Here is a 13,201-nt window from a genome sequence, read left to right on the forward strand (position 1 = left end):
CCATGTCCGAATTTGCTTTTGACACGTCCATTCAGGATTTCGAAACCAAGGTTATCCAGCCGGCCGAAACCGTGCCGGTCGTCGTCGACTTCTGGGCGCCGTGGTGCGAGCCGTGCAAGGTACTCAAGCCCCTGCTGGAAAAGCTGGCCGAAGAATACAAGGGCCGTTTTTTGCTCGCCATGGTCAACGCCGACGAAAACCCCGAGCTCTCGCAGCACTTTGGCGTGCGCAGCATTCCCTCGGTCAAGGTGTTGTTCCAGGGCCAGCTGGTCGATGAATTCAACGGCGCCTTGCCCGAGGGGCAGCTTCGTGAATTTCTCGACCGCATCGCCCTGCCAGCCGGCCCCGGCGGCAACCTGCGCGAGGAAGCAGCCGCGCTGGTTATTGAAGGCAAGCTGGACGAAGCGCTTGCCAAGCTGGTCGAAGCCAGCAAGGCCAAGCCGGAAGACCAGGCCATCCAGCTCGATGCGGTGGATGTCATGATTCAACTCGGCCGCAACGATGAAGCCGGCCAACTGCTGTCCGGCGACTACACCCAGGAAGCCGACCGCGCCAACGCCCTGCGCGCCCGCCTGGCCCTCTCTGCCGGTGCTGCCGACACGACCGAACTGGAAGCCAAGCTGGCTGCCAACCCTTCCGATCATGGCGTTCGCCTCGATCTCTCCCGCGCTTACGCGGCACAAGGCAACTTCCGTGCTGCCATGGAAGCTGCGCTTGAAGTCGTGGTCCGTGACCGTGCCTTTGACGAAGGCGCTGGCCGCAAAGCCTTGCTGACCTTGTTCGAAGCCCTGGGCGGCAGCGAGCAGTACGATGACCTGATCCGCGAGTTCCGTCGCAAGATGTCCGCCGCCCTCAACTAGGCATTTCATCGAAAGACATCGGTCGTGCGGCTTTTCTACACCGATGTCTTCGTCTTGCCACTGCCGGCCGGGCATCGTTTTCCCATGGAAAAATATTCCCGGCTGCGCGAGACGCTGCTCGCCAGTGGTGAGTTCAGCCCGGCCAATTTTCACCTCCCCCACGCCGCATCCGACGAAGAACTGGCCCGCGCCCACGATCTGAAGTACATCCACGCCGTCTCCCACGGTCAACTGGAAAAATCGGCCGAAAAGCAAATCGGTTTTCCGTGGAGCGCAGGCATGGTTGAACGCTCCCGCCGCTCGGCTGGTGCCACCATCTGCGCCTGCCGGGCCGCACTGGAAGACGGCGTCGCCGCCAATCTGGCCGGCGGTACGCATCACGCGTTCCGTAACCGTGGCGAAGGCTTCTGCGTCTTCAACGACGCCGCCGTTGCCGCCCGTGCCATGCAGGCCGAAGGTCGGGCTAAACGGATATTGATCGTCGATTGCGATGTCCATCAAGGTAACGGCACGGCCAGCATCCTGCGTGGCGACGACAGTATTTTCACCTTCTCCATCCACGGCGCCCGCAATTATCCCTTCGACAAGGAGCAGAGCGACCTCGATATCGAACTACCGGACCGCTGTACAGATGAGGTCTACCTGCTGCACCTGACCCACGGCCTGAACACCGCCTTCGATCTGGCTCGTCCCGATCTGGTGATCTATTTGGCCGGCGCCGACCCCTATCACGATGACCGACTGGGTCGCCTGGCCCTGAGCTTCGAAGGACTGGCCGAGCGCGACCGGCATGTGTTCGAACACGCTCGCGCCCAACAGACACCAATTGCCATCGTCATGGCGGGTGGTTATGCCCGCCAGATCGAAGATACAGTCAGCATTCACGCCAAAACCATCGTTCTGGCGAAATCCTGCATGACGGCTTAAGCTACCGTTATATGGTCAAAACTCCAGCGATGGCGACGCCAACCCGGCTGATCAACCTGCGCTCCTTGCAGGTCCGGCTCACGCTTGGCGTATTGTTGGTGAGCCTCATTGTGCTTTGGAGCGCGGTCCTGATTCTGGACCGGACGTTGCGTCAGGATATGGAAAACAGCATCCTGGCGCAGCAGTTTTCTACGGTTTCCTTGATTGCGACCGAAGTCGACCGCTCAATTCGCGAACGCCAGCAGATCGTCGAGGCGATCGCTGATGATTATCAATCTGCCTTGCTCAATGATCCTCTCTCTGCTCAGGCCATCCTTGAGCAATACCCGCTACCCCAAGCCATCTTCAACTGGGGGCTGATCATTCTCGATCAACAGGGCGTCGCCGTCGCCAGCGTGCCACGGAACATCCAGCGCACCGGCGTCAGCTTCATCGACTATCCGGGTATTCGCGACATTTTGGCGGGCGGCAAGAGCCTGGTCACCGACCCGTTGTTCAGCGAACACAGCCAACAACCCGTTATCGCCATGGAAGCCCCGATCCGCAACCAGCATCAACATGTCATCGGCGTTGTGGTCGGGGTCGTCAACCTGCAACTGCCCAATTTCCTCGATCAGATCGGCAACTCGAAATACGGCACGACAGGTGACTTCCTGATCACCGCCCCGAAGACCCGCAGTTATGTCGCCGCATCCGACAAGAGCCGGTTGCTGAAACCCGGCCCGGCACGCGGCGTCAACCCCATCTACGACCGCTACATCGACGGCTACGAAGGCTCCGGCCTGGCCCGCAGTTCACGCGGCGTCCTCGAACTGTCATCGAGCAAACAAATTCCCGCCACCGGCTGGTTAATGCAATCGGTACTGCCAGCGGATGAGGCCTTCGCAGCCATCAATGCCATCGAACGACACGTTTTCATCGTCTCATCGGCGCTGACGATGCTACTCGGCCTGCTGTGCTGGTGGTGGCTGCGTCGACAACTTCAGCCCCTGGCCGAAGCCTCGAAATTGCTGACGCAAATGAGCAATGGCGAAATACCGCGCCAAGCCTTGCCGGTACACAAAAACGATGAAATCGGTCAGTTGACATCCGCTTTCAATGATTTGCAAGACTTCATCATTTCCGAGGAATCCAAAGCTGCCGAACATGCCGCTAATACGCGCTTGCGCCAGATCGTTTCCGAAGTTCCCGGCGTCGTCTTCGAGTATCGACTCCATGCCGATGGCCACGGCAGCTTTCTGTTCGCCAGCGATGCCATCAAGGCGCTCTTTGGGGTCTCCCCGGACGATGTCGCTGAAACCACTGAACCCATACGCAAGATGGTTTATGCGCCGGACAACGAAGCTTTCGTCAACTCCCTGCAAGCCTCAGCCAGAAATCTGACGCCGTGGCAGCACGAATACCGCATATGCATGCCCGATGGCCAGATCAAGTGGTTGCTCATCCGTGCAGTTCCCGAACCAACTGTAGACAACAGCATCACCTTTTGCGGCTTCGTCGCTGATATCACTGAAATCAAAGTGATGGAAACGAAGCTCCGCAACGCCCTCGCCGAACATGCGCGCATGGATGCCGAAATCGCGAGCTATCGCGACCATCTCGAACAGCTGGTGGGTGAGCGTACTGCCGACCTTGAAAAGGCGCGTGCCGAGGCAATGCAACTGGCCATGGCGAAGAGCGAATTCCTGGCCAAAATGAGCCACGAAATACGCACACCATTGCATGGTGTTCTTGGCATGACCCATATCGGTCTGCGGGCCAGCGAAGAGGGCAGCAAGGCCCATGATGCCTTCGTCAAGATCCAGCACTCCGGCAAGCTGCTGCTTGGCATCATCAACGACATCCTCGATTTCTCGAAGATGGAAGCCGGCATGCTGAAGATCGACTGTTTGCCCGTCGACCTGGGAACAACGCTCGATGAGACCGTGGAACTGTTGCAGGAACGTGCCACGAGCAAGGGACTGGAACTGCGCCTTGTTCGCAGCGAAAATTTTCCGTCGCATTGCCGCAGCGACGCCCTGCGCCTGCGTCAGATATTGCTTAATTTGCTCTCCAATGCCGTCAAATTTACCAGCACGGGTACGGTGACCCTTGAAGCCCATCTCGAGGACAATCAGTTGAAATTCATGGTCCGGGATACCGGCATTGGCATTTCAGCGGACCAACTGTCAAATATCTTCAACCCCTTCGAGCAAGGTGACAATTCAACCACACGGCGCTTTGGTGGCTCCGGCCTGGGGCTAGCGATCACCGACCATCTCGTCAACCTGATGAGCGGCAGAATCGAGGTTGAAAGTACGCCTGATATCGGCAGCTGCTTCACCGTTCGACTACCCTACCAAGCGCTGGAACGCAGAAAAGTAGTCAGACAGGAAGCCGTCGTTGTCATCCCGCCCAATACAAAAGTCCTCGCCGGATTGCGGATTCTTGTTGTCGAAGACATCGACATCAATCGCCATATTATGGGCGAGCTATTGGGTGAAGTCGGAGCTGAAGTCAGTTTCGCAGAAGATGGCCAGCAGGCGGTTAACGCCGTTCGCCAACACGGATGGCAAGCCTACGATGCTGTGCTTATGGACGTACAAATGCCGGTGATGAACGGTATCGATGCAACACTGGAAATCCACGGCTTTGCCCCTGACTTGCCGATCATCGGCCAGACCGCCCACGCATTGGTCGAAGAGCGGACGGCGTGCTTCGTGGCCGGCATGGTCGACCATGTTTCCAAGCCGATTGACCCCGATACGCTGTTTGCAATCATTCTCAAACATGCACGCCGATCGTCCGGTTCTGGCCTATCCTCTCCATCATGACTCACAACGCCCTTTACCTGAGCGCCAGTCTGCGCGAGATCGAAGCACGGCATGCCAGCGAACCACTGATGCAACGTGCCGGTGCAGCCGCCGCCGAATACGCTCGCGAGCTGGCCGGCGAACGCAACGCCCCCATCCTGATACTGGCCGGCCCGGGCAATAACGGCGGTGATGCATTCGAAGCAGCCCGCCTGCTGCGCGAGCAATTTTTCGATGTCCATGTCGTCTTTGCCGGTAACTGCGAACGTCTGCCGACTGATGCTGCGGCCGCCTTCCAGCGTTTTTCTGCGGCTGGCGGTTCGCCAATCGCCCACATCCCCGACAAACGCCGCTGGTCACTGATCGTCGACGGACTGTTCGGCATCGGCCTGACCCGTGCCCCGGAAGGTGACTACGCGCAATGGATCGTCGCTGCCAATCGACTGGCCGAACGCGACCATTGCCCACTCCTTGCGCTCGACTGCCCTTCCGGCCTCAATGCAGATACCGGCACCACCTTCAGCCCGAGCATTTGTGCCAGTCACACAATTACTTTCATTTCGGCCAAGCCCGGACTATTCACTGGCGATGGCCCTGACCATTGCGGCGAAATCAGAGTGGCGGGCCTGGGCCTCGACCCTGCCCGGGAAATCGCCCCGGATGGCCACATATTGGCTATTCAGGACTTTGCTGATTGTCTAAAGCCACGTCGCCTCAACACCCACAAAGGCAGCTTCGGCAGTGCCGGCATTCTGGGCGGCAGCAAATCCATGGTCGGCGCTACCTTTCTGGCCGCCCGCGCTGCACTCAAACTGGGTGCCGGCCGCGTCTACCTCGGCATGCTCGACAGCGATGCGCCCAGCGTTGATCTGGTTCAGCCAGAATTGATGATGCGTCAGGCCGATACCGTGCTGCAGGCTGACCTTCAAGCGCTGGTTTGCGGTCCCGGTCTCGGCCGCTCATCTGAAGCACTTCAGCTGCTTGAGCAATCGCTCAAGGCTCCCCTGCCCCTCGTACTCGATGCCGACGCCCTGAATCTGCTGGCAGAAAACACCCCCCTGCAACGGGGCCTCCATAACCGCCTTGACGCGACTATCCTGACACCCCATCCGGCCGAAGCTGCCCGCCTGCTGGACTGCTCGGTAAGCGACATCCAGAGCGATCGCCTCACGGCAGCGCGCAAGTTGGTTGAGCACTATCACAGCCACATTGCTCTCAAAGGCTGCGGCACCATTATTGCCACGGTCGACGGCAAAATCTGGCTGAATTCCACAGGAAATCCAGGCATGGCCACAGCCGGCATGGGCGACGTACTTTGCGGCTTGATCGTCGCCCTGCTCGCCCAGAACTGGCCGCCTGAATACGCACTGCAGGCCGCCGTTCACCTGCATGGGGCAGCGGCTGATCGGCTGGTCGCCAACGGCATCGGCCCGATCGGCCTGACAGCCGGCGAAGTCATTGATGCTGCCCGCCAACTTTTCAACGAATGGGTCGGCAACAGCGGCACGCTGTAAAATTCCGTCCTCCGTGACTGCCACAACACTGCCATGACCATCGAATTTGATACCCCGCTCGCCGCTGAAATTTCCCGCAACGTCGACGCTGCACTAACCGAAGACGTTGGCGCCGGCGACCTGACCGCCAGCCTTGTTCCCGGCGACCGCCAGGTCAAGGCCACGGTCATTTCCCGCGAAGCTGGTGTGCTGTGTGGCTGCGCATGGTTCGATGAATGTGTCAGCCGCCTCGACCCAACAGCTCGCGTCACCTGGCATGCCGCCGATGGCGACCGCCTTGTGGCCAACCAGCTACTTTGTGAAATTGACGGCAATGGCCGCGCCCTGCTCACCGCCGAGCGCAGCGCCCTCAACTTCCTGCAACTGCTTTCCGGCGTGGCCAGCAAGGCACGCATCTACGCCGACGCCATCGCAGGCACCAAGGCGCAGGTGGTTGATACCCGCAAGACACTGCCGGGGCTGCGCATTGCCCAGAAATATGCGGTTCGCGCAGGCGGCGGCGGTAATCACCGTCTGGCCCTGTGGGACGCCATCCTGATCAAGGAAAACCACATTCACGCAGCCGGAAGTATTGCCCTGGCCATGGATGCAGCCAGGAACGTGGCGGCTGGCGCGGCTGATCGCTGCAAGTTCATCCAGGTTGAAGCCGAAAGTCTCGACGAATTGAACCAGGCCCTCAATGCCGGCGCCAGGATGATCCTGCTCGACAATTTCGACAACAACCTGCTTCGTCAGGCGGTTGCCATCAATGCCGGTCGCGCCGTGCTCGAAGCTTCCGGCAATGTCACGCTGGATACGATCCGCGCCATCGCCGAAACCGGGGTTGATCGCATCTCGGTCGGCGCTCTGACCAAGGACGTCAAGGCGCTTGACCTGTCAATGCGCTTCGTCGGCTAGGCGTTTCATTTATTTGTAGTCATAATCGTTGCCGAACGATCAAATAAATAAATAATCAAGGGGCCTTTGATGTTGTTTGCGCTGTTTTATATCGTCGCCATTTCCATCCTGGTACTGCATTTCACGGGCTTTCTCGCCCGCCGCAATCTGGAATGGCTGGTGCTGGTGCTGGCAGTGGCCGTTTTTCCGGCCGTCATCTACCTTTAAGGCTTGCGGGCGACGAGGTCGATCAGGGCCGAGCGCCCGGCATGGGCCGACCCTTCGGTGATCGTATCTTCGTGCTCATGGAGCGCGATAATCTCCCAGTCGGCAAAGACCTCGGCCAGCATCTCTGCGGTATAAAGATTTTCCACTGCTGACGGACCACCCGTCCGGTATTCCAGCTGTTTCGGGGTATAGCCCTCCAGGAACAACAAGCCCCCCGACTTTACAGCCTGTTTCATCCCCGCCAACTGACGCGGCCGCTCGGCCGCAGTCGCAAACTGGATGAAGATACCGACCACCGCATCGAATTCGGCATGCGGCCAGTCCCAATTCAAGATATCGGCCAGCAAAAAATCCACCGTGACGCTTCGGGCACGCGCCAATTTGGCCGCTTTTTCGAGTGCCACCGGGGAAATCTCGGTAGCAGTCACCGTACAGCCCTGCTCGGCCATCCAGACGGAATTGCGTCCTTCGCCGTCAGCGACAGAGAGAACGCTTATGCCAGCGCCAAAATGCTCCGCCTGCGCTGCGAGAAACTTGTTCGGCGCGGTGCCGAACAAGTACTCATCACCCGCATCACGATAGCGGGCCGACCAGTGAGCTTCGTGGTCAAAACTCATACGTGTTCCGCGACAAACTGCTTGATGGCGTCGACGTCAGGCGCCATGACCACCACGCGCTGCGGCAAATTTTCGATGCCAGCCAGATCAGCCGGACGAACCGGTTCGGTGCCCAGCGCTTCGCGAATGGTTTCCTCGAACTTGGCCGGCTGCGCAGTTTCGAGCACGATCATCGGAATATTCGGCAAACGATGCTCGAGCGCCACCTTCAGGCCATCCGCCGTATGGGTGTCGAGCATGACGTTGTAGCGCTGCTGTGCCAGGCGGATGGTGCTGATGCGATCACTATGCGTACTCTTGCCGGAGATAAATTCGAATTTCGGCATATTTTTCCAGTAGACCGTGGCGGACAGATCAAAAGCCTCGCCCTTGTCCACCTTGGCCCACAATTCGCGCACGACCGCCGGATCGCGACCGACCAGGTCGAAGACGAAGCGTTCAAAGTTGGAGGCCTTGGAAATATCCATCGACGGGCTGGAGGTAATGCTGGTTTCCGCCGTGTTGCGCGGGCGATAGACGCCGGTGCGGAAAAACTCGTCGAGCACGTCGTTTTCGTTGGTGGCCAGCACCAGCTTGGCAATCGGCAAGCCCATCTGGCGGGCGATATGGCCAGCGCAGATGTTGCCGAAGTTTCCGGACGGCACGGTAAAGGCCACCTGCTCGTCGTTCGATTTCGTCGCCAGGAAATAGCCCTGGAAGTAATAGACAATCTGAGCCGCGACACGCGCCCAGTTGATCGAATTGACGGCGCCGATCTTGTACTTGGCCTTGAACTCGGCATCGTTGGACACCGCCTTCACGATGTCCTGCGCGTCGTCGAACATGCCGGTGACCGCGATGTTGAAGATGTTGGCGTCCTGCAGCGAATACATCTGGGCGCGCTGGAAGGCGCTCATCTTGCCGTCCGGCGAAAGCATGAAGACCTTGACGTTGTGCTTGCCACGCATGGCGTATTCGGCCGCCGAACCGGTATCGCCGGAGGTGGCGCCGAGGATGTTGATCGATTCGCCGCGCTTGTCCAGCACGTACTCGAACAGGTTGCCGAGCAACTGCATGGCCATGTCCTTGAAGGCCAGCGTCGGGCCGTTGGACAATTCCTGCGTGTAGAGGCCGTCTTCCAGCTTGGTCAGCGGTGTAATCTGCGTGGCATCGCCGCCGTTGCGGGTGTGGCAATAGACCTGGGCGGTGTAGGTCTTGGCGACCAGCGCCTTGAGGTCAGCAGCCGGAATATCGGTGATGAACTTGGACAGGATTTCGTAGGCCAGGTCGGCATACGACAGCGTGCGCCAGGCATCGAGTTCTGCCCGGGTGATCTGCGGATAGCTTTCCGGCAGGTAGAGGCCGCCATCCGGGGCCAGGCCGCCGAGGAGAATGTCGCAAAAAGCTGGAGTTGCGGCATGACCGCGGGTCGATAGATAGCGCATGGCAAAGCCCTGAAAAGCGAAAAACCGTGATTTTACCGCGTCGACCGTGGCACGCGCACAGCTTGCAGCAAGCCAATGACAAAGAGAGCCAGGGCAAAAGCCAGCAGAGCCGCTCCCAATTGATGCAGACCGGTCATCATGGCCATCGCAGCCAACAGAAACAAGGCCGCTCGCACCAGACCGGAGGCCGCAAGTTTTTGCCGCATCATCAGGCGAGCCGGGATCTGCGGCCCCGGCCAGCGCCAGACCGGGAGCAACTGGCTGAGCGCTCCGGTAACCAGCGGTAGCAAAAATCCACATGCCCAGGCAGGCAAAGACGGCTGTGTCGACATCAGGCCTGCGCCATGCAGCAAACCGAAAACCAGCGCCAGCAAGAGTCCGAGTACCGCCGCCAGCAAGGATGCGGTCACGCCATCCCGCAGCAATGACGCGAGGCCAAATCGTCGCACCCATTGACCAAGCAGGCCAAGCGCGGCAACCAGCAACAGAGCTGTGCCGGGTGCGGCAAACTCCCATTTGGCTGCCGACCCCAACGCGATGATCAGAACACCGGAAGCAGCCAACCACCAGCGCCAATGCAGCCAGCTACCAACCTCCGGATCGGATTTCCCTAATGCCGTCGGCAGCAGAAGCGGCAAAGTGCCCAGCACCGCCAGTCCAACAAAGCCAAGGGTATTCAGATGCAGATGAAAAAGTCGCAGGCTACGCCACCAAGACGGCCAGATGGTCATTAGCAGGATGGCCAGCAAGGCCAGCATCAGACAGCCCGTGGCTGCCAAGTACCAACGCCAGCCAGGATGCGGGGAACCCAGCGATGCCCTCGCCCGCCCGATCATCCAGTAAATCAAGATCGCTGCCAAAATCAGGTCGACCGTCGCGGCCAAATGCACGCCCCCATAAGGCAGCCAACCCTGCATCGCCGTCACCGCCAGCAGGCCACTGGCCTGTGCTGTCGATGGCAGCAGCGCCAGATGGTGTGCCGGATCGCCGGTGCGCGTCAGCACGGGCACAAAATGGATCATTGCCGCAAAAACCAACGGCACAATGCTGACGGCAAAAGCCAGATGCGCAACCGCCAACGGCGAACCCAACCCGCTCAGCGCCAGGGCGGCACTGGCTATCAAAGACACGATGGTCAGGCTCGCAGTGAGTATCACTCAGCCAACGACAGTAAAGTCGATCACGATGGCACCCGTTTCACGTTGCTTGTATTCAATGCTCAGGTTGGCACCATAGCGAGCCTGCAACTGAGCCAACAATGGCAAGGGATCGTGATCATTGCAAAAACGCATCGTTTCGCCGGGCTGTAGCGCGTCCAGTGCGCCAAAGATGGCCGCATGACGGAAACGCTTGGCGATTCCTCTGGCATCAAACGGATACAAGGCTTCTGGGGTGGTGTGGTTGCAGGCGTGAATGGTTTGCATGGTAGTTCCTTGACAGGCTTGCCGGATTGGCAATTGCCTGAGATTTTGCGCGACTGGAACGCCCATTTCCTTGATTCTGATTGGAATAGCCTCACGGCTTTCAGGTGATCTGTACAAAAAGCCGACGATTGATTATTTCTCTGTCCTCGACTTGCGCGCTTCTTCTAGTGCCTTCTGAATCTGCTTCCGATCCCTCGCCCTCAAGCCTTCCACCATCGCCCGCGATGCGTCCCGCTGCTGTTCTGCATAGTTCCGCAAATGCTCTGCGGTCTGCGCAGAAGGTAAGCGGGCATCCTGCGGCAGCGAGGAAAGCTCTTCAAAGCTATGCTCATAGCGTTCGACGACGACCGACTCGATGACATCGGCCAACTCATCGAATGAAACCCCTTTTCGTCTTCCCTGCAGCAACAGGCTTTCCCAGGCGCGACTGATTGCCGCATCCTGTTGGAGAAATTCGCCAATCTCCTGCCTTACCTGCTTCTCGTCGCTCCAGCGATAGGCCGGCTCGGGAATTCTCGCCACCATACCACCTACCAAAAGTACCAGCGCGCCCCCCGAGAACCATTGACCACGTCGTCGAATGACGAGGTCTTGTTCCTCCGACTTGACCAACAACACGCCCATCAACAGGCCGGCAATCAGGCCACCGATATGCGCCGCGTTATCAATACCGGGAATCAAGAAGCCGAAAACAATGGTGGCCACGGAAAAACCGATCGCTGCCCAGAACAACCAGCGGAATTCACCACGGTGTATGCGTGAGCGCTCCAGCCAGAGATAACTAAGCAAGGCACCATAGAGCCCGAAGATCGCACCGGATGCCCCTCCGGACACAGCATGGCCGGCATGAATCACCAGAGACAAAAGGTTACCGGCTAGCCCGGCAGAAAAATAGATTACTGCGAAACGAAAATGCCCGTACATGCGCTCGACCCATTGGCCAGCGTCCCACAAGGCAAACATATTGAGAGAAATGTGAAGCAGACCAAAGTGCAGGAAAAGCGCACTGCCCAGACGCCACCACTGACCATCCTGCGTTGCTGGCCCAAAGTTGGCCCCCCAGGCAAGCTGGACGCCGTTTTGGGAATGCCACAAGCCTGCACCATTGAACAACATCGCGACAAAGACGATGACGTTGGCCGCAATCAACAACGGGGTAATCCGCAATTGAGGCATGCGCAGGCGAAGCTGGTCGTAAAGTGAGGTCATGTTCCAGAGAGGCTGACAATCAAAGAGTCTCGAGGCGAGATTATGCGCGACAATCCACTCTAGACCGATCAATAGACCCGCCATGACCGCCAAGATTTTCTGCCGAACACTTGCATTGCTAGCCGTCAGCCTCCTTTCATGGTCGCATCACGCTATTTCAGCGCCGCAAGTCCTGCTGCCCAGAACCGGGATCACGGTCGACGAACTTGCCCTGCTGATCAATGACGATGATCCGCTCTCGCGCCGGACCGGTGCCTATTATCAGCAGGCTCGCGGCATCCCCGAAGAAAACGTCATTCATTTGCACTTCCCGGCGGGCAAAAGCGCACTCAGCATTCAGGAATTCGAACCGCTGAAGGCTGAAGTTGACCGACTGACGCCCAAGCATGTCCAGGCCTATGCCGTCGCCTGGACGCAGCCTTATCGGGTTGGATGCATGTCAATGACATCGGCGCTAGCCATGGGCTTCGACGAAAAATATTGCTCGTCAACATGTGGCCCGACCGCCGCCAGCGGCTATTTCAATTCGCCGAGCACCTACCCGTTCAACGACCATAAGTTGCGCCCGGCGATGATGCTGGCCGGCACCAGTTTCGAAGAAATCAAGGCACTGATCGATCGTGGCATTGTCTCCGATGCCAGTTTTCCTGATGGCAAGGCCTATCTGCTCAATACCTCGGACAAGGCCCGTAGTGTTCGGACCGTCCAATTCAACATTACAAAGACTGAATTGGACGGCCTCATTCCTATTGAGGAAATTGATGCTGACTCGATCAGTGATCGCAAGGATGTACTTTTTTACTTTACCGGACTAACTCAGGTACCGAATCTCAACACACTCGAATTCAAGCCGGGCGCATTGGCCGATCACCTGACCTCATTCGGCGGACAGCTGACCGACTCCAGGCAGATGAGCAGCCTGCGCTGGCTGGAAGCCGGTGCCACAGCCAGCTACGGCACCGTCACCGAACCCTGCAATCACCCACAGAAATTCCCGGTACCGGCTGTCGCCATGTTTAACTATCTACTAGGCGCCACGGCCGTTGAGGCATACTGGAAGAGCTTGGCATGGCCGGGCGAAGGCGTATTTATTGGCGAACCACTGGCCCGCCCCTTCGTCCCCACACTGACGATCACGGCGAATGGCACATATGATTTGAAACTGATTTCGCCGGGAAATAGAACATTGCGGATCGAACAGTCAGCCTCCATGATCGGACCGTTCCACCTGCTGCCCGGTGGCTTGCCAGTGCTGGCCGGCAAAAATGTGGTGCGCTTTTCACTACCACGAGACAGTAAGGGCTATCTTCGTTTGGTTCGTTAATAAAAA

At 58.5% G+C, this 13,201-nt stretch carries 12 protein-coding genes; 7 read left to right on the forward strand and 5 right to left on the reverse strand.

What is annotated here, in order from left to right:
* Positions 1 to 2 precede the first annotated feature (2 nt).
* The 6 genes from IPJ12_02035 to IPJ12_02060 all read left to right on the forward strand — a co-directional run bounded on the left by IPJ12_02035 (position 3) and on the right by IPJ12_02060 (position 7,197).
* Positions 3 to 860: a tetratricopeptide repeat protein gene (locus IPJ12_02035; protein ID MBK7645976.1), complete on the forward strand. Its 858-nt coding sequence runs from the start codon at positions 3 to 5 to the stop codon at positions 858 to 860.
* A 24-nt stretch (positions 861 to 884) separates the two neighbouring features.
* Complete coding sequence (locus IPJ12_02040; protein MBK7645977.1) at positions 885 to 1,787, forward strand: histone deacetylase; 903 nt, start codon at positions 885 to 887, stop codon at positions 1,785 to 1,787.
* Between the two features lie 11 nt (positions 1,788 to 1,798).
* The gene (locus IPJ12_02045) at positions 1,799 to 4,600 is read left to right on the forward strand and encodes a response regulator (GenBank protein MBK7645978.1); all 2,802 of its coding nucleotides are present in this window, start codon (positions 1,799 to 1,801) and stop codon (positions 4,598 to 4,600) included.
* On the forward strand, positions 4,597 to 6,093 hold the full coding sequence (locus tag IPJ12_02050) for an NAD(P)H-hydrate dehydratase (GenBank protein ID MBK7645979.1): 1,497 nt from the start codon (positions 4,597 to 4,599) through the stop codon (positions 6,091 to 6,093). Before IPJ12_02045 ends, IPJ12_02050 begins: the two co-directional genes overlap by 4 nt.
* Positions 6,094 to 6,126: 33 nt before the next feature.
* Positions 6,127 to 6,990, forward strand: a complete 864-nt coding sequence (locus IPJ12_02055; GenBank protein MBK7645980.1) for a carboxylating nicotinate-nucleotide diphosphorylase — start codon at positions 6,127 to 6,129, stop codon at positions 6,988 to 6,990.
* A gap of 69 nt (positions 6,991 to 7,059) precedes the next feature.
* Positions 7,060 to 7,197, forward strand: a complete 138-nt coding sequence (locus tag IPJ12_02060; GenBank protein MBK7645981.1) for a hypothetical protein — start codon at positions 7,060 to 7,062, stop codon at positions 7,195 to 7,197.
* Here the strand turns inward: IPJ12_02060 and IPJ12_02065 are convergent.
* From IPJ12_02065 to IPJ12_02085, 5 genes are all read right to left on the reverse strand, one after another.
* Positions 7,194 to 7,814 carry a class I SAM-dependent methyltransferase gene (locus tag IPJ12_02065; GenBank protein ID MBK7645982.1) on the reverse strand — a complete coding sequence of 207 codons (621 nt, stop codon included), beginning with the start codon at positions 7,812 to 7,814 and terminating at the stop codon, positions 7,194 to 7,196. The two genes, IPJ12_02060 and IPJ12_02065, sit on opposite strands and share 4 nt — an antisense overlap.
* Positions 7,811 to 9,238 (reverse strand): threonine synthase, encoded by a 1,428-nt coding sequence (locus IPJ12_02070; GenBank protein ID MBK7645983.1) that lies wholly within the window; start codon positions 9,236 to 9,238, stop codon positions 7,811 to 7,813. Before IPJ12_02070 ends, IPJ12_02065 begins: the two co-directional genes overlap by 4 nt.
* A gap of 32 nt (positions 9,239 to 9,270) precedes the next feature.
* Positions 9,271 to 10,368: a hypothetical protein gene (locus IPJ12_02075; protein MBK7645984.1), complete on the reverse strand. Its 1,098-nt coding sequence runs from the start codon at positions 10,366 to 10,368 to the stop codon at positions 9,271 to 9,273.
* A 27-nt stretch (positions 10,369 to 10,395) separates the two neighbouring features.
* A complete protein-coding gene (locus tag IPJ12_02080) occupies positions 10,396 to 10,662 on the reverse strand; it encodes a DUF2249 domain-containing protein (GenBank protein ID MBK7645985.1) in 267 nt (88 codons plus the stop codon).
* A gap of 132 nt (positions 10,663 to 10,794) precedes the next feature.
* The gene (locus IPJ12_02085; GenBank protein MBK7645986.1) at positions 10,795 to 11,871 is read right to left on the reverse strand and encodes a rhomboid family intramembrane serine protease; all 1,077 of its coding nucleotides are present in this window, start codon (positions 11,869 to 11,871) and stop codon (positions 10,795 to 10,797) included.
* An 82-nt stretch (positions 11,872 to 11,953) separates the two neighbouring features.
* Between IPJ12_02085 and IPJ12_02090 the strand changes: the two genes are divergently transcribed.
* Positions 11,954 to 13,195 (forward strand): TIGR03790 family protein, encoded by a 1,242-nt coding sequence (locus tag IPJ12_02090; protein ID MBK7645987.1) that lies wholly within the window; start codon positions 11,954 to 11,956, stop codon positions 13,193 to 13,195.
* Positions 13,196 to 13,201 lie beyond the last annotated feature (6 nt).

Source organism: Betaproteobacteria bacterium, assembly GCA_016709965.1.
Taxonomy (GTDB): domain Bacteria; phylum Pseudomonadota; class Gammaproteobacteria; order Burkholderiales; family Rhodocyclaceae; genus Azonexus; species Azonexus amarohabitans.

Excerpts from the sequence above, each read along its gene's own strand:
- IPJ12_02035 (MBK7645976.1), top strand. The coding sequence starts at position 3 with ATGTCCGAATTTGCTTTTGACACGTCCATTCAGGATTTCGAAACCAAG.
- IPJ12_02045 (MBK7645978.1), top strand. The coding sequence starts at position 1,799 with ATGGTCAAAACTCCAGCGATGGCGACGCCAACCCGGCTGATCAACCTG.
- IPJ12_02050 (MBK7645979.1), top strand. The coding sequence starts at position 4,597 with ATGACTCACAACGCCCTTTACCTGAGCGCCAGTCTGCGCGAGATCGAA.
- IPJ12_02055 (MBK7645980.1), top strand. The coding sequence starts at position 6,127 with ATGACCATCGAATTTGATACCCCGCTCGCCGCTGAAATTTCCCGCAAC.
- IPJ12_02060 (MBK7645981.1), top strand. The coding sequence starts at position 7,060 with ATGTTGTTTGCGCTGTTTTATATCGTCGCCATTTCCATCCTGGTACTG.
- IPJ12_02065 (MBK7645982.1), bottom strand. The coding sequence starts at position 7,814 with ATGAGTTTTGACCACGAAGCTCACTGGTCGGCCCGCTATCGTGATGCG.
- IPJ12_02070 (MBK7645983.1), bottom strand. The coding sequence starts at position 9,238 with ATGCGCTATCTATCGACCCGCGGTCATGCCGCAACTCCAGCTTTTTGC.
- IPJ12_02080 (MBK7645985.1), bottom strand. The coding sequence starts at position 10,662 with ATGCAAACCATTCACGCCTGCAACCACACCACCCCAGAAGCCTTGTAT.
- IPJ12_02085 (MBK7645986.1), bottom strand. The coding sequence starts at position 11,871 with ATGACCTCACTTTACGACCAGCTTCGCCTGCGCATGCCTCAATTGCGG.
- IPJ12_02090 (MBK7645987.1), top strand. The coding sequence starts at position 11,954 with ATGACCGCCAAGATTTTCTGCCGAACACTTGCATTGCTAGCCGTCAGC.